Below are 14,468 nucleotides of genomic sequence, written 5' to 3' on the forward strand. Positions count from 1 at the left end.
CCGACGCACAAAAAAGCCCGGCGCGAACGCCGGGCTTCCCCACAACACCATAGCGTCGCGATCAATATGTGACCTTCAACTCCAAACCAACACTCCGCCCGCGGCGAGGCATGAAGAAGAAAGCCCGTGGGCTGCCGGTATCAATACCCGAAGCGGCTGCCCCCGACAGACCCGCTGCTGCTGCAGAGCCTTGGAAGACGTCAAACCACCGGGTGGCGATGGGGATGGAATCTTCATCGGTCAGGTTCTTACCCCAAAGCGCCAGCTGCCAGCGATCCCCGGAGACGCCGACCCGGCCACCGACCAAAGTGGTCTCACCGGTCTCAGCCCCGCCATGGACCTGAATGAACTTGCTGCCTTCGTAGGAAACGTCTGCAGAGGCAAACAATTCCATATTGGCTCCCAATTGACGGCTATAGTCGATGTTGAAGCTAGCTTGGTCAGCAGGAACCAGCGGGATTTTTGCCCCAACGATGGACCCATTGGCACCAGGCAGGGGCACAACTGAGCCGTTAGGCAAAGGTGGTGGGTTGGGCGAGCCGGCCACCCGGCGCGTGCTGGTACAGGTGGTGCCGATCTGATAGCCGCCCGAGGTCAGGGTGTACTGGAATTCATCACACCCCTCGGTGAACTCGGTATCAATGTGGGAATAATTGAAGCTGACACCCAAATTGTCGGTCACACGGAGGCGGAAATCGAGTTCGATCCCTTTGATCTCAGCATTACCTTGGTTGGTCACAATCGAGGTCAAGTTACCGCTCGAGCCCGACACCGCTGTGGTCAATTGCATCTTGTCAGCTTTGGTATCATAGGCCGACAGCGCCAAAGTTGCCCGACCATCAAGCAAGCGGGCCTTATAGCCCAACTCGTAATTGGTCGACGTTTCAGGCTCAAACTGCGGGAAGCCGTTAGCAATCCCCAGCGTGCCGTTCAGACCACCGGGCTTGGTGCCTTCAGCATAGATGGCATAGATCGTCTGGTTCTCATTCGGCTTCCAGGTCAGGGTGGCCCGTGGCGTGAAGGAGTCGAAGCTGCGCGTATCGTCATAGGTCAAGCCGCCAACAGCCACCCCGGTAACATTGGCTCCGCCAACAAAGCCGGTGCAGGTTGGGGTCACGACCGGGCTAGAACGGACGGCTGCACAGAAGTTTTGTGTTGACCGCTTTTCAGCCTGTTGACGGGCTTCAAGATCGACCGACAAGGTCTCAGTGATGTCAAAGCCAAGTCGACCGAAAATGGCCCCGTTTGAGGTTGAGTTGGTGAGGTTCTTCTGCGTCATGATCACGCCATTGACCGGCGTGGCAGCTGCCCCGGCGTCAACAGCAAAATCAATCGAGAAGCCGGTCTGATCGAGGCTATAGCCATACAGACCCAGCATCCACCGGACCCGCTTGTCTTGTGGCGAGGAGAATTTCACCTCCAGCGACTGGTCTTGCGACTCGGTAATGCCAGAGCTCCCGAACAAGGAGTTTGAGGCTGTGATCCCATTGGCACCGACGATTTGCGGGAAAGAGGCCCCATTGAGGAAGTCTGAGTCGGAGCCCGTCTTCAACGTCTCATCGCGGAAACCATAGCTGATATTGACCGTGTAGTCGTTGGGCAGGTCGATGTCTGCAATCAACGAGCCAAAGGTCAAGTCGCGGTCGACACCCAGGAATGGGGCGGCAGGGCGTGTGTTATTCGCGCCTGTGTTCTGGAAGTAGACGCCCGAATCCTTAATCACCCCGCAGAACCACTGATTGGGGTTGTTGTCTGTGGTGGCAGCTGCCCCGCGATAGGCATTCGAACGATAACCGGGGAAGCAATTATTCTTGCTAGATGCTTGGAAACCAAAGGCGCGAGGTCCATCTTCATCTTGAGCATGCACCACACGCGCACGAAGATTGAGGCCTTGGACGGGGCGTGCCTCCAAAACACCGCTTACCGACTTGGTCTCTTCAGCACCCAGTGTATCATTTAGCGCCGCTGAATTACCCCATTCCCCGTCATAGGTGTAATAGCGGGCGGCTAAGGCCCCCGTGAGCCAGGAATTGATTGGGCCAGAAAGGCGCACATTGGCGGTCCGTTCGTTGTGCGAACCAATCGACAACGTGGCACCAGCCTTCAACGTCTGGCTAGGGCTGTTGGTGATGAAATTGATCGCACCAGAGTAGGTGTTGCGGCCATAAAGCGCCGATTGCGGGCCCTTGATGACTTCAACCCGCGTGACGTCAGCGAGGTCGATCGAGGAAATGTCGCCCTGATAATATACACCATCGACGAAATAGGCCGTGCCTGCTTCCACGCCTGGCTGGGTACCAGCGAGGATCGACGCTGCCCCACGAACGACAGGACGGTCGGTTGCCCGTCCGAAAGCCTTCGAGAAAGACAAACCGGGGGTGAAGCGCGCTAAATCGTCAATGGCTTGGATGTTAAGGCGCGACACATCAGAGGCACCAACAGCCGTTACCGCCACAGGCGTTGCAATCAAGGTTTCCTGGGTTTTGCGGGCAGTCACCACAATCGTCTCCACTTTGGAGCGATCGGCTTCGGTATCCGATGTGGCTTGGGCGAAGGAAGCACCAGGCATCGCCAAGGCAATGGCCGCCAGGGCCGCAGAACCAGTCAGAATCAAGCGCTGTGTCATATGGTCTTCCTCTTTGGAATTCATGCCCGCCGCATCTAGATGCGACCGGATCACGGATGATGACATTTGTGTAAAGAGTATATCAAACTCTGGAAAGATGTGTTCTGAGAAAAATTGGCGTGTTCTGCGCATGCAGTTGCCATTTCGCAACACTTAGTGAGCAAATCGACCCATCAATCTCAAAACAAACCCAGGCTAGACTTACCTTAAGTCACCCAGCCGAAACTAAAGTGCGGCGACAATCGCCTTTCCCATCTCAGTCGTCGGCAAACTGCCACCCAAATCAGCCGTGCGGGCACCAGAATCGAGCGCATGTGTAACCGCTTGAGCCAGCAGATCGGCCAATTGGGTTTCTTGAAGCGACCAGCGCAGCATCATTTCCAACGACAGAATAGCCGCGATTGGATTGGCGAGGCCGCGTCCGGCAATATCGGGTGCAGAACCATGGATCGGTTCATAGAGGCCGGGCTTACCAGCATCCCCCAAAGCTGCCGATGGCAACAGCCCAATGGAGCCAGTACACGCCGCCGCCAGATCCGACAGCACGTCGCCAAACAAATTGTCGGTCAAAAGCACATCAAACTGGCGGGGCGCACGAACTAATTGCATCGCGGCATTGTCGGCGTACATGTGTTCGAGTTCAACATCTGGATAATCGCTGGCGTGCAATGCGGTAACTTCCTGCCGCCATAGCAAGCCCGATTCCATCACATTGGATTTCTCCAGACTTGTGACTTTGTTGGAGCGCTTACGGGCCAATTCAAAGGCGACCCTGGCAACCCTTACGATCTCGTCGGTAGTATAGACTTGGTTGTCGAACCCACGACGTGTCCCATCTGGCAAAGTCTCAATCCCACGCGGGGTACCAAAATAAACCCCGCCGGTTAATTCACGCACGAAAACAATGTCCAACCCCTCAACAAGCGCCCGCTTAAGCCCCGACGCATCTGCGAGCGCAGGAAAGCACAGGGCCGGTCGAAGATTGGCATAGACATCCATGGCCTTTCTCAGCCGCAGCAAGCCCATCTCCGGGCGGAGGTCGCGCGGCACGTTGGCCCATGCCGGCCCCCCAACTGCCCCCATCAAGACGCCATCCGCAGCTTTCGCCTTTGAAATCGTGGCTTCAGATATCGGCACACCGTCAATGTCAAAGCTTGCCCCCCCAAACAAGGCGGTCTCAACTGAGACTTGCAGGCCATGCCGGGCGACCAACACGTCAAGCACACGCTCAACCTCCGCCATAACCTCAGGGCCGATACCGTCACCGGGCAAAAGCAGAAGTTGATTAGTCATGGCGGCCTCGCAATTGGGTGGGATCACAACCCAAGGCCATGACCGCTCAGACAAGCAGAATCAAGGGGTCTTTGTAGACATCAGCGAACGCGGATGCAGATAGAAAAGGCGGCTTGCGGCGCAGGCAGTCTGGATTCAAGACTTGCTAAGACTTAGGCGGCGTCCCGATGGCTCAGCGGCCCAGGGCCATCTTCATTGGCGATCTCCACAGTGTCGATCACCACCTCTTCTTCGACTTCCGCACCATAGCCGTCGAAAATCATCGCCTCAATCTCTTCGGTCGGGGCAATCAGCACCGCAATCGGCCCTAAAAAGGCGGCAAGCCCCTGCAAGAAGCCTGGATCGAGGAAATGCTCGAGCATCAATCTGCCCTTCTCCGCTACCATTAAGAGTTTGGTAACGGATGTTAAGCAGATATGAATGGAATTGAAAAGTATTTTAATCGAAGTTTTTTGAAGCCCCTAGCCCAACCAGGGGGTCATTAACTTTCTTTTGTGTTCATAGTCAGAAATCTGATGCTGCTGCACAAGCGACTGGCCAATCTCGTCCAAGCCTTCCAGCAACGCCTTTTTGCGGCCGGGATCAATCTCAAAATGGTAAACATGGCCCGCAGGGCTCGTTAGGGTTTGCCGCGCCAGATCAATATCAAACTTGGCATTCTGGCCATTGGCTTGAGCCATCAAATCATCCACCACAGCCGGATCAAGCACCAGCGGCAGAACCCCATTCTTGAAGCAATTATTGAAAAAAATGTCGGCAAAAGACGCTGAAATCACGCATTCGATGCCATAGTCTAACAGGGCCCAGGGCGCATGCTCGCGCGATGAACCACAACCGAAATTAGGCCCGGCGATGAGGATCCTCGCCCCCTGATAGGCCGGTTGGTTCAAAACAAAATCAGGATTGGGGGATCCGTCTGCCTGAAACCGCATATCGAAGAACAGCCCGCGCGACAGACCTGTGCGCTCAACCGTCGACAAAAACTGCTTGGGAATGATTTGATCGGTGTCAATATTGGCCACGGGCAGTGGCGCTGCATGGCCGGTCAGTTGGGTAAATTTCTTCATGGTGTCAGGTCCTGTCGAGGGATCAGAATTGCGCTGTGGTTATGGGTTATCGGTCCGTATCGTAAAGGAGCCACTGGATTTTTCGATCACAACTGTCTGACCGGCAGGGTCTTTGACTTCTAATCGACCATTGCCATCAGGGTCAAAACTGCCGGTCACGACCGCACCTTCCTTATCGGTGCAGGTTACATCCTCTAATTCCCGCACCTGGTCCTTTGTCAGCGTCCCCAGCACAGGGCTGCAATTGAGGCTCCCGTTTGCCTGTTCTTGTTGAAGCGCCTTGACGACAGTAGCGCGAAACTCACCCAGCACGCTGGACATGATCGCTTTCATCCAAGGCGCGTCGCTTACTTTGACCGATATCGTCTGATCCTCGCTGTCAGTCGCCCCAGCCTCGGCTGCAAGTTGGGCCGCGTCCTTCCCCGCGTCCGGCAGAGGCGGAGCCTGCAACGTGCGCGGATTTTCAGGCGCAGTGAAAGTCGGATTAACCTCAGCTGGCTTAGGTTTGAGCGCTTGCCATGTGCCAAGGCCGAACAGGGTAGCCCCGATAATGATGAACGGCACCAACATGCCCGAACCTTGTTGTCTTGCCATGGCTCCTAAACCTCAAATGCCGCCACCACGGGTACGTGATCACTGGGCTTTTCCCAAGCCCGCGCAGATTTGTGAATAACAAAAGTCTCGGGAACAAAGCAGGGTGCAAATGCGCGGTTGGCCCAAATATGATCCAGACGGCGCCCGCGATCATTCTTCGTCCAGTCAGGTGACCGATAACTCCACCATGAGAAAAGCTTCTCAGAAGCCGGGACTGCCACACGTCCCAGGTCAACCAAATCGCCTGCCGCGATGATCCGGCCCAAGGCTTCGGTCTCCACTGGAGTATGGCTGACCACATTCAATAACTGCTTATGTCCCCAAACATCATGCTCACCCGGTGCCACGTTGAGGTCACCAACCACCACCAGGGGATCAGCCGCGTTCCGGGCGCGGTAATGGGCCTCCATTCGATCAAGGAAAGATAGCTTGTGATCAAATTTAGGATTGATGGCCGTATCGGGTTCATCACCGCCGGCTGGCACATAGAGGTTGTGAATGGTCACACCGGCTACACGCACGGCCGCCACACGTGCCTCGCCATGACGACAGAAATTCGGCTCTTCGACCGATTCCAACGGCAAGCGGGAGGCAATCGCCACCCCATGCCAGCCCTTCTGGCCACGAATATGCAGATGCGGCAGCCCCATCTCGGCAAAGATGGCGCTGGGAAATTCCCCGTCGCGGCATTTGATTTCCTGAAGGCAGACAACGTCAGGGCGGTGCTCTTCAACAAAGCGCTTTACCAGCCCCGCGCGCAGGCGAACCGAATTAATGTTCCAAGTGGCTACTGAAAGTCGTGTCATAGCACTGGCTTAAGCGACTTGGGCCAAATGGGAAAGTGCGCTAAGCCGCAGAATATGGGCAAGACACTGTATGACAAAATCTGGGATAGCCACGTTGTAGCCACGGATGCCGACGGGGTCAGCCTCCTCTATATCGATTTGCACCTGATCCATGAGGTGACCACGCCGCAGGCTTTTGCCGGACTGAAAGCTGCTGGCCGCAAGGTGCGTCGGCCCGATTTGACATTGGCCGTCGCCGATCACAACACGCCCACAGAAAACCAAGCCGCGGGCGTGGATGCCGTTGCTGATCCTGAAGCCCGTCTGCAATTACAAACCCTATCCCGAAATGTCGCCGAGCATGGAATCACGTTCTTCCCGATGGGGGAAATCCGCAACGGCATTGTCCATGTCGTTGGTCCCGAACAGGGCCGGACACAGCCGGGCATGACGATTGTGTGCGGCGACAGCCATACCTCCACCCATGGGGCCTTTGGGGCGTTGGCTCATGGCATTGGCACCAGCGAAGTTGAACATGTTCTGGCAACCCAAACTTTGCGCGCACGCAAAATGAAGAATATGGCGGTGCGGGTTGAGGGGAAGCTGGCTCCGGGTGTTGGGGCAAAGGATATCGCATTAGCCATTTGTGCCCGCATCGGCACGGCTGGGGGTACCGGCCACGTCATTGAGTATCAGGGCTCTGCCATCCAGAGTCTATCGGCCGAAGGGCGCATGACCCTTTGCAATATGGCGATTGAGGCTGGGGCTCGCGCGGGTTTGATTGCCCCAGACGAGGTGACATTTCATTATCTAAAGGGGCGGCCATCAGCACCCAAAGCAGGCGCTTGGGACCAAGCGGTGGCTTATTGGCGGACGCTGTTTAGTGACCCTGATGCGGTATTTGATCAGATCGTGGAGATTCCCGCAGAATCGATCGCCCCACTGGTCACATGGGGCACAAGTCCCGAACAGGTTGTGGCAATTGATGGTGTGGCCCCGGACCCCGATGATGTTGCCGACCCGATCGAGAGGGACACAGCACGTCGCTCTTTGACCTATATGGGTATCTCCCCAGGCCAGAAAATGACCGATCTGGCTATCCAGCGCGTCTTCATCGGCTCTTGTACGAATTCCCGGATCGAAGATTTGCGCGTGGTTGCCCAATTGGTGAAGGGAAAAAAGGTCGCCCAAGGGGTACGGGCCATGATTGTACCCGGCTCTGGCCTTGTTCGCCATCAGGCCGAAGATGAAGGGCTCGACACGATCTTTTTGGAAGCAGGGTTTGAATGGCGGGAACCGGGCTGTTCCATGTGTCTTGGGATGAACCCCGATCGTTTGGCACCGTTTGAGCGCTGCGCGTCGACATCAAACCGCAATTTTGAGGGACGCCAAGGCCGCGACGGACGCACGCATCTGGTTTCCCCGGCCATGGCGGCTGTGGCTGCTTTGACGGGCCGTCTCACAGACGTACGTGATTTCCTATAAGGCTCTATGCTGCTTGACGCGCCAGCGCAGTGCATTGGGCCACCCAGTTTTCCCGGTAAACCCGACTGCCAAACGCAGGCAAATTATTGGCAAGCCACGCAATTTCCGGAGCCGTCATGGTGGCAATCTGGTAGTAGTAATAGATACCCTGCTCATTAAGCCAAGCTTGGTTTTTCGGCCCCACCCCATCAATCGCCAGCAAATCATCAGGGTTGGCCCGACGCCGTGAGCGCGCAGGCGGTTTACCTGGACCAGCTTCAGCTACCAGTCGTTCAAGGGCTTCTGGGCTTAGATCGGCCAAGCTGGAAGGAACGAAATGAGCATTGCTCAAACGAACCTTACGGGCAGGCTTGACCTGATGCTCGGCGGCAACCTCTCTTTGAGCAGGCGCAGCAGTCGCCCCGGCTTGATCTTCATCATCCAAGCGAGCCAGCAGCTCTTCTGCATGATCATCCACGCTGCGGGTCAGCCGGGTCGTGGTCATGGTTTCGGGCATGGGCGGCACGTCAACGGTCGCATCGCCATCGCGACCTTCAAAGAACAAAACCCGCGCCTCAAGATACTTGTTACGCCACTTGAGTGCCGCAATATCCTCATCAACGGGCTCGACGTCACGCAGTTTGGCATTCGCCGCAGCGAGCTCATCGGCACGCATCCGCAATTCGGCTAGTTCAGCCTCTAAGGCAGCATTTTTGCGGGTAAGAATGGCATCATTCAGCGCCTGGCTTGCCCCATTGGCCAATTGTCGTTTCAATTCGTCACGTTCTTGGCGCAGAGCGACCAACGCATCGTCTTGGTCAGCCCCACCAGCGCGGCCCATCATAAACACGCGCATCAAAAAGGCACCAATGGCCGCCGCGATCAGAACGATCAGAATGCTTTGGCTCAACACAAACATGGTTTCAGTCCTTGACTTGCCGACCTGACGGGGCCGACCGGAGGGGGTGATGATTGTTAGTTATCTGCGATAATCCGAAACTCAATCCGGCGGTTTTTCTGGCGCAACGGGGTGTCAGGCTGACCTGGAACATCACCTTTGCCGTCTGGAAAGTCATTAACGAGGGGCTGGCTCTCGCCATAGCCCTTAGCGGTGACCTGGTTGGCGGGAACCCCTTTGGCAATCAACGCCTGACGGACAGCCGCTGCACGGGTTTCAGACAGGGCTTGATTCAAATTTGCCGGACCACCTGTATCGGTATGGCTACCAATTTCGATCTGATAGTCGCCGCAGGATTTCGCAGCTTCAGCAACCCGGTCCAGGACAGATTGGCCAGCCGAGACCACGCTTTTACCCTTTTCAAACTGGATTATTCCGCTTTTGCCAGCTGCATCCAATCGGCTCTGACAATTGGCTTGCGCGGCATCCAACGGCTTGGCGTTTGTCGTCGACACCCCGCCTATTGAACCGGCTGGGTAGCGGATCAGCGCGCAATCGACACTGGCAAACGCGCCGGGCAACCCAATGCGACCAACAATCGCCCCGACGGCGGCATCACAGGCGGCCTGCGCCGTGGCAGCATCAACCGCAAATCCCTGCACCACCAAGCGGCTATCGCGTGTCTCGGCGGAAATATAATCATAGCCAGATGTCGCCAATCCCTTTTGGGCCAGAATCCGGCTTTCTTCCTGCAAGCGGTCGAGCTTTTGATAGGTCACCCACATCAAAATAGCCAAACACAGACTCCCAAGCAGATAAACTGGTAAGCTATTGCGGTGGTTCACCATGGATGACATGCCATTTCAATGATCCTGAAGGTTTTCTCATGCCCATGACAGCAACAGCACCTTCAGAAAGTCTGATTTTTGAGCCAATACTTTGGTTTTCCTGACCCGACAAAGCAAGCCAACTCGCGCCTGACGTGCAAAAAACGCAGCAGATTGCCGTGTTCACACTCCCGTTGGGGCAATTGTGCGCTAAGAGGGGCCATGATCCTCGACGTCACAAGTCCGCAAAACGCGCTGGTCAAGCTTGCCAAGTCGCTTGACCGCAAAAAGGCACGCACCGAAACCGGCCTTTTTCTGGCAGAAGGTGCCCGTCATGTGGGCGAAGGGCTGGCATTGGGCTGGCATCTGGATGCCTTATTGTTTTCCGCGGCGGCCGAAACGCGCCCAGCGGTACAGGCCCTGGCTAATCAAGCATTGAGTATTGGGGCGCGGGTTGCCAGAGTTTCGGATCGCGTGCTGGAGGCCGTGGCCAAACGCGACAATGCTCAATCAGTTATCGGGCTGTTCCGGCAACGACTAACCAATTTGGAAGATTTGGCGCAGGCCAGCCTGATCATCGCGCTCGAACGTATTCGCGATCCCGGCAATCTCGGAACGATTCTGCGTACACTGGATTCAGTCGGAGGAGGTGGCGTGGTCTTGTTGGAAGAAAGCTGTGATCCCTTCTCTGTTGAGGCGGTGCGCGCCAGCATGGGCTCGATTTTTTCTGCGCCGGTGGCAAAGGCCGGGTTTGATGCATTTGACGCTTGGCGCAAAGCCCATGGCTTTACGATGGCCGGCACCTCTCTGAAGGGTTCGACACGCCATACTGATACCGACTTCGGCGCGCGCACAGTGCTTTTAATGGGCAATGAACAGTCTGGTATTCCCGATAATTGGGCCGAAGCGTGCGATGTGCTGGTGCGATTGCCCATGGCAGGCCGGGCAGACAGCCTCAATCTGGCCATTGCTACAGCCGTGACAACGTATGAGATTTGGCGACAAAAGGGCTTCAAGGGCGCACGGGACTGATATGGTCAAGAAACCACATGCTTCATCCGAAACAGCTATCGCGCCCGCTGGTACACGTCTGGCACCGGTCCTGCTGGCTGATGACTGGACCGATTATGCGCTTTTGGACTCTGGTGATGGCCATAAGTTGGAGCGCCTGGGCCCTTATGTTTTCATGCGGCCGGACAGTCAGGCCCTGTGGCCCCGCCGCCTGCACGACAAAGAATGGGTCTATGACGCAGCATTTTCTGGTCAAGACAGTGAGGAATTGGGCCGCTGGCGCTTCGTGCGCCGCGTACCAGAGACTTGGCCCGTGTCTTGGGGCGGGATCCGCTTCCATGCCCGTTGCACCCCGTTTCGCCATTTGGGTCTGTTCCCAGAACAATCGGTGCATTGGCGTTGGTGCCGAGACCTAATTGGCCAACGTGTAACAGGAGGAGGAACGGCACCGAAAATCTTGAACCTGTTCGGCTACACTGGCGTTGCCAGTCTGGTTTGCGCAGCTGCAGGAGCACAAGTCACCCATGTGGATGCGTCAAAAAAGGCGGTAGGGTTTGCCCGTGAAAATCAGGCGCTGGCCGGACTGGACGATCGGCCAATCCGGTGGATCGTCGATGATGCGCTGAAATTTGTGGAGCGTGAGATTCGGCGCGGTAATCGCTATCATGGCATTATCTTGGATCCCCCCAAACATGGGCGAGGCCCCAACGGCGAAATCTGGAAGTTGGAAGAGGGGCTTGATCGCCTCCTCACCGCCTGTGCTGAGCTGCTAGAAGATGACGCACTGTTTCTGGTGGCAACAGTCTATGCGGTGCGCCTGAGCTTCTTGGCGCTCGAAAACGGTTTGGCTGCAGCCCTAGACCAGCGGCCAGGCCAAATCGAAGCGGGGGAAATGGCCTTGGTCGAACAAAATTCAGGCCGACTGCTGCCCACAGCGATTTTCGCTCGTTGGTCTGGACCACCAAGTCGTCAAAAATGAATGCAACATTCTGAAAAATCCAATTGGGCGTTTCAGAATCGTTAACCGAAGCAAGTCAGGGAATCAGGTCCAACTGGACCGATTGTGACCATGGCCGCGACACAAACCTTAACTGCCAAACCTCTTGCTGTCGGTCTCAAGCATGCTGGCTTGAGTCTGGCGACATTATGTCTTTCCCTCGGCCTGGGCGCGGGCGCGATTCAGGCATTTGGCAACGCCCAAGATGCCGGTCCCAGCGCCGTGCTGGAGGTGCCACGTGCTGCAGCTGCCACAGCCAAGCCGCCTGAAACAGTCGCGACACAAACTGGTGATGAGGGTCTGCCTGAGAATTTGATGGCTTGGCGGATGCCAGGAGGGGGCATGACGCCCTGGTTGCCAGGAACCCCACCTCCAACAACACCGGGTGAGACCAACCAAGCTTTGAGCGAAGCCGAGGCTGCACGTTTGGCTGAAGAGGCGCGTGCACGGGGAGAACCTGTGGTGACCGGCGCTGCCGCAGCTGCCGCAGCCCCACAAATCCCACCAGTAAGCGGCTCGGCCAGGATCATGGCAGCCCAATTCGGACCAGGATCAGCCGAAAATGGGGTGCAAGTTTATCGCGGACAGCGGGCTGCAGCCCTCACGCCCGCCCCAGCAGCGGGGGTACATCAACAAGGGCCGAATGGTTTGTTGCCGATTATCGGCAGTGGCAATCGCACGGTGTTTGATGTCTATCGCAAACCGTTTTCAGATCCGGGCAAGCCAAAAGTCGCTTTGGTTGTCGGCGGGCTTGGTCTCAATGCTCGGGTGACGCAGCGCGCCATTGACGAACTGCCGGCCGAAGTCACGCTATCCTTTGTTCCTTATGCCGACAATCTACAGGGCTGGATCAATAAGGCACGCGCCAATGGCCATGAGGTGCTGATCGAAATTCCGATGGAACCTTACGATTATCCTGATAACGACCCCGGCCCGCATACGTTGTTGACCACAGCCTCGGCCGAGGAAAATCAAAGGCGTCTTGAATATTTGCTGTCGCGCGCGACTGGCTATTTTGGCGTCACCAATTATCTCGGGGCGAAGTTTGCATCTGCGGGCGATGCAAGCGGGTCAGTCATGCGACAATTGCGCGGACGGGGTCTGGCATTCATCGCTGACGGTTCTGCCAACCAGCTCGACGCTGTGGCCAATTCCGCCGGCCTCCGCAATGCCCAAGCAGACCGCTTAATCGATCAAAGACCATCCAGTGACGACATTGCAGCCCAATTGGGGGCCTTGGAAGCCATGGCCAATCAACGTGGGTCGGCCTTGGGATTTGGCGTGGCTTACAGTGTAACGATTGACCAGATTGCGCGTTGGGCCAAGGATGCCACCAGGCGTGGGCTTGTCCTCGCCCCGGCATCTGCGGTTACGTCATGAGTACTGAATCCATTCCGGCACCCCCTGAAGGCTATCGGCCCAATGTTGGCATTCTGCTGTTCGATATGCGGGGGCTGGTCTGGATCGGAAAGCGCAAGGGCTTCAACGGCCAGCATGCGTGGCAAGCACCTCAGGGCGGAATTGACCGACATGAAGATATCGAAGCAGCCGCACTGCGGGAATTGAGCGAAGAGACCGGCATTGGTCCAGCTCTCGTCTCCATCATTGGCCATACACAAGCCTGGTTGACCTATGACTTCCCACCCGAAATGCAACGCGGCAAATACCGCCGCAACAAGGGTCAGGCCCAAATCTGGTACGCCCTGCGCTTCCTTGGTTCTGACCGGGACGTCAAGCTCAATGCTCATAAGCAGGTTGAATTTGATGCGTGGCGCTGGGAGCGGCTAGAAACTCTGCCCGATCTGGTGGTGCCATTCAAACGCGATGTCTATCGGCAGATTGTGCAGGATTTCGGTCATCTGGCCGCGGGCTAAGACCTTTTCCTAGCCTCGGGCTTGATCTAGTCTTCTGCAAATTATGCGAACGGCGTAAAGGAGATGCCCGTTGGAAAAGCCGGTCTTGATGATCCATGGCGTCGGCTGTGGTGGGGATGCTTGGTCTGTCGTGGCACCCTTGATGCAAGCACGTGGCTGGACGCCCTATACACCTACGCTTTTTCCTCAATTTCGGGTCAAGGAAAATCCAACCGGTCAACTGGCGACCTTGGGCCTACATGATTATGTCGAAGCCGCCAAAGCCGAGGCCTTGGCAATTGAACGCGCAACGGGGGAAGAGCCAGTACTAATGGGCCATTCGATGGGCGGTTTGATCGTCCAGAAACTGGCTGAACAGGGTGTCGGCAAGGCTGCAGTGCTGGTAACCCCAGCTCAGCCGGTTGATTGTCAGGTGCAAGACCTGCGCGTTTTGTTCACCTTTGCAAATATCGTCCTGAAGGGCGATCCGCGTCAAACCTACAAGGTCTGGAAGACGGGTTTCCGCTGGGGGGTGCTTAATCAGGTACCTGCCGCTCGCCATCACGACATCTATGCCAGTGCCTTGTACGATTCAGGTCTGGTCTATCAACATCTGGGTAAGCCAATGACTGACCCGCACCGCATCGCCGTGATTGATGAGCAAGCCATTGCGTGTCCGATACTCACCATCGGCGCAGTCCAAGACCGGGCCACCGTCATACAAGCCGTGCGCAAAGTGGCGCAAAAATATGCCCGAATTGGTGGCGACTACCGCGAGTATGACGGAGCGGCCCATTGGATTATCGATGAACCCAGAACCGTCGATATGGTGGGCGACGTTTGTGACTGGCTGCACCGCAAGGGCTTGTGAGGCGACGCTCATGGGGGGTTCCACCAGATAGGCGGCCCGTTCGGCATGCAGCTCGATAGGCAGTGATGGGCAAATCACGTGCTGCATCATGTGCAGAAATTCATCAAATGAAGCGATTTCCGTAACCGCCTATTCACCTTGTTCACGTCATGATGCTGGGACAAACAAATCTGACCCGGATC

Annotated in this window: 14 protein-coding genes; 6 read left to right on the forward strand and 8 right to left on the reverse strand. The window is 56.4% G+C overall.

Going from position 1 to position 14,468, the window contains the following annotated elements:
* Positions 1-61 precede the first annotated feature (61 nt).
* From PbB2_RS02280 to PbB2_RS02305, 6 genes are all read right to left on the reverse strand, one after another.
* Positions 62-2,626, reverse strand: coding sequence for a TonB-dependent receptor (locus tag PbB2_RS02280; RefSeq protein ID WP_192576121.1), 2,565 nt, complete (start codon positions 2,624-2,626; stop codon positions 62-64).
* Between the two features lie 225 nt (positions 2,627-2,851).
* Entirely contained in the window at positions 2,852-3,919 is a 1,068-nt protein-coding gene (gene leuB, locus PbB2_RS02285; protein WP_108983880.1) for a 3-isopropylmalate dehydrogenase, read from the reverse strand.
* Between the two features lie 152 nt (positions 3,920-4,071).
* Positions 4,072-4,281, reverse strand: coding sequence for a hypothetical protein (locus PbB2_RS02290; protein ID WP_108983654.1), 210 nt, complete (start codon positions 4,279-4,281; stop codon positions 4,072-4,074).
* A gap of 99 nt (positions 4,282-4,380) precedes the next feature.
* A complete protein-coding gene (leuD, locus tag PbB2_RS02295; protein WP_108983655.1) occupies positions 4,381-4,986 on the reverse strand; it encodes a 3-isopropylmalate dehydratase small subunit in 606 nt (201 codons plus the stop codon).
* 39 nt (positions 4,987-5,025) lie between these two features.
* A complete protein-coding gene (locus PbB2_RS02300) occupies positions 5,026-5,580 on the reverse strand; it encodes a hypothetical protein (protein WP_108983656.1) in 555 nt (184 codons plus the stop codon).
* Between the two features lie 5 nt (positions 5,581-5,585).
* Positions 5,586-6,386: an exodeoxyribonuclease III gene (locus PbB2_RS02305; protein ID WP_108983657.1), complete on the reverse strand. Its 801-nt coding sequence runs from the start codon at positions 6,384-6,386 to the stop codon at positions 5,586-5,588.
* 54 nt (positions 6,387-6,440) lie between these two features.
* On the opposite strand from PbB2_RS02305, the gene leuC reads away from it, so the two are divergent.
* Complete coding sequence (leuC, locus tag PbB2_RS02310; protein WP_108983658.1) at positions 6,441-7,850, forward strand: 3-isopropylmalate dehydratase large subunit; 1,410 nt, start codon at positions 6,441-6,443, stop codon at positions 7,848-7,850.
* Between the two features lie 4 nt (positions 7,851-7,854).
* Here the strand turns inward: leuC and PbB2_RS02315 are convergent, their stop codons facing one another.
* Positions 7,855-8,748, reverse strand: coding sequence for a hypothetical protein (locus PbB2_RS02315; RefSeq protein WP_108983659.1), 894 nt, complete (start codon positions 8,746-8,748; stop codon positions 7,855-7,857).
* A 56-nt stretch (positions 8,749-8,804) separates the two neighbouring features.
* Complete coding sequence (locus tag PbB2_RS02320) at positions 8,805-9,524, reverse strand: OmpA family protein (protein ID WP_192576122.1); 720 nt, start codon at positions 9,522-9,524, stop codon at positions 8,805-8,807.
* A 252-nt stretch (positions 9,525-9,776) separates the two neighbouring features.
* Between PbB2_RS02320 and PbB2_RS02325 the strand changes: the two genes are divergently transcribed.
* The 5 genes from PbB2_RS02325 (at position 9,777) to PbB2_RS02345 (ending at position 14,286) form a co-directional block, all read left to right on the forward strand.
* On the forward strand, positions 9,777-10,586 hold the full coding sequence (locus PbB2_RS02325; protein WP_108983661.1) for a TrmH family RNA methyltransferase: 810 nt from the start codon (positions 9,777-9,779) through the stop codon (positions 10,584-10,586).
* Between the two features lies 1 nt (position 10,587).
* A complete protein-coding gene (locus tag PbB2_RS02330) occupies positions 10,588-11,544 on the forward strand; it encodes a class I SAM-dependent methyltransferase (RefSeq protein WP_108983662.1) in 957 nt (318 codons plus the stop codon).
* 90 nt (positions 11,545-11,634) lie between these two features.
* Positions 11,635-12,942, forward strand: coding sequence for a divergent polysaccharide deacetylase family protein (locus PbB2_RS02335; protein ID WP_108983663.1), 1,308 nt, complete (start codon positions 11,635-11,637; stop codon positions 12,940-12,942).
* Positions 12,939-13,436, forward strand: a complete 498-nt coding sequence (locus PbB2_RS02340) for an RNA pyrophosphohydrolase (protein ID WP_108983664.1) — start codon at positions 12,939-12,941, stop codon at positions 13,434-13,436. The genes PbB2_RS02335 and PbB2_RS02340 overlap by 4 nt, the downstream gene beginning before the upstream one ends.
* 70 nt (positions 13,437-13,506) lie before the next feature.
* On the forward strand, positions 13,507-14,286 hold the full coding sequence (locus tag PbB2_RS02345) for an alpha/beta hydrolase (protein ID WP_238164808.1): 780 nt from the start codon (positions 13,507-13,509) through the stop codon (positions 14,284-14,286).
* The last annotated feature ends 182 nt before the right edge of the window (positions 14,287-14,468 follow it).

The sequence above is a fragment of the Candidatus Phycosocius bacilliformis genome (assembly GCF_003112735.1).
Taxonomy (GTDB): Bacteria; Pseudomonadota; Alphaproteobacteria; order Caulobacterales; family Aquidulcibacteraceae; genus Aquidulcibacter; species Aquidulcibacter bacilliformis.

What these genes read in the sequence shown, in the direction of transcription:
- PbB2_RS02335 (WP_108983663.1), top strand. Translation starts at nt 11,635, where the DNA reads ATGGCCGCGACACAAACCTTAACTGCCAAACCTCTTGCTGTCGGTCTC.
- leuB (WP_108983880.1), bottom strand. Translation starts at nt 3,919, where the DNA reads ATGACTAATCAACTTCTGCTTTTGCCCGGTGACGGTATCGGCCCTGAG.
- PbB2_RS02280 (WP_192576121.1), bottom strand. Translation starts at nt 2,626, where the DNA reads ATGACACAGCGCTTGATTCTGACTGGTTCTGCGGCCCTGGCGGCCATT.
- PbB2_RS02325 (WP_108983661.1), top strand. Translation starts at nt 9,777, where the DNA reads ATGATCCTCGACGTCACAAGTCCGCAAAACGCGCTGGTCAAGCTTGCC.
- PbB2_RS02300 (WP_108983656.1), bottom strand. Translation starts at nt 5,580, where the DNA reads ATGGCAAGACAACAAGGTTCGGGCATGTTGGTGCCGTTCATCATTATC.
- leuC (WP_108983658.1), top strand. Translation starts at nt 6,441, where the DNA reads ATGGGCAAGACACTGTATGACAAAATCTGGGATAGCCACGTTGTAGCC.
- PbB2_RS02340 (WP_108983664.1), top strand. Translation starts at nt 12,939, where the DNA reads ATGAGTACTGAATCCATTCCGGCACCCCCTGAAGGCTATCGGCCCAAT.
- PbB2_RS02305 (WP_108983657.1), bottom strand. Translation starts at nt 6,386, where the DNA reads ATGACACGACTTTCAGTAGCCACTTGGAACATTAATTCGGTTCGCCTG.
- leuD (WP_108983655.1), bottom strand. Translation starts at nt 4,986, where the DNA reads ATGAAGAAATTTACCCAACTGACCGGCCATGCAGCGCCACTGCCCGTG.
- PbB2_RS02330 (WP_108983662.1), top strand. Translation starts at nt 10,588, where the DNA reads ATGGTCAAGAAACCACATGCTTCATCCGAAACAGCTATCGCGCCCGCT.
- PbB2_RS02315 (WP_108983659.1), bottom strand. Translation starts at nt 8,748, where the DNA reads ATGTTTGTGTTGAGCCAAAGCATTCTGATCGTTCTGATCGCGGCGGCC.
- PbB2_RS02290 (WP_108983654.1), bottom strand. Translation starts at nt 4,281, where the DNA reads ATGCTCGAGCATTTCCTCGATCCAGGCTTCTTGCAGGGGCTTGCCGCC.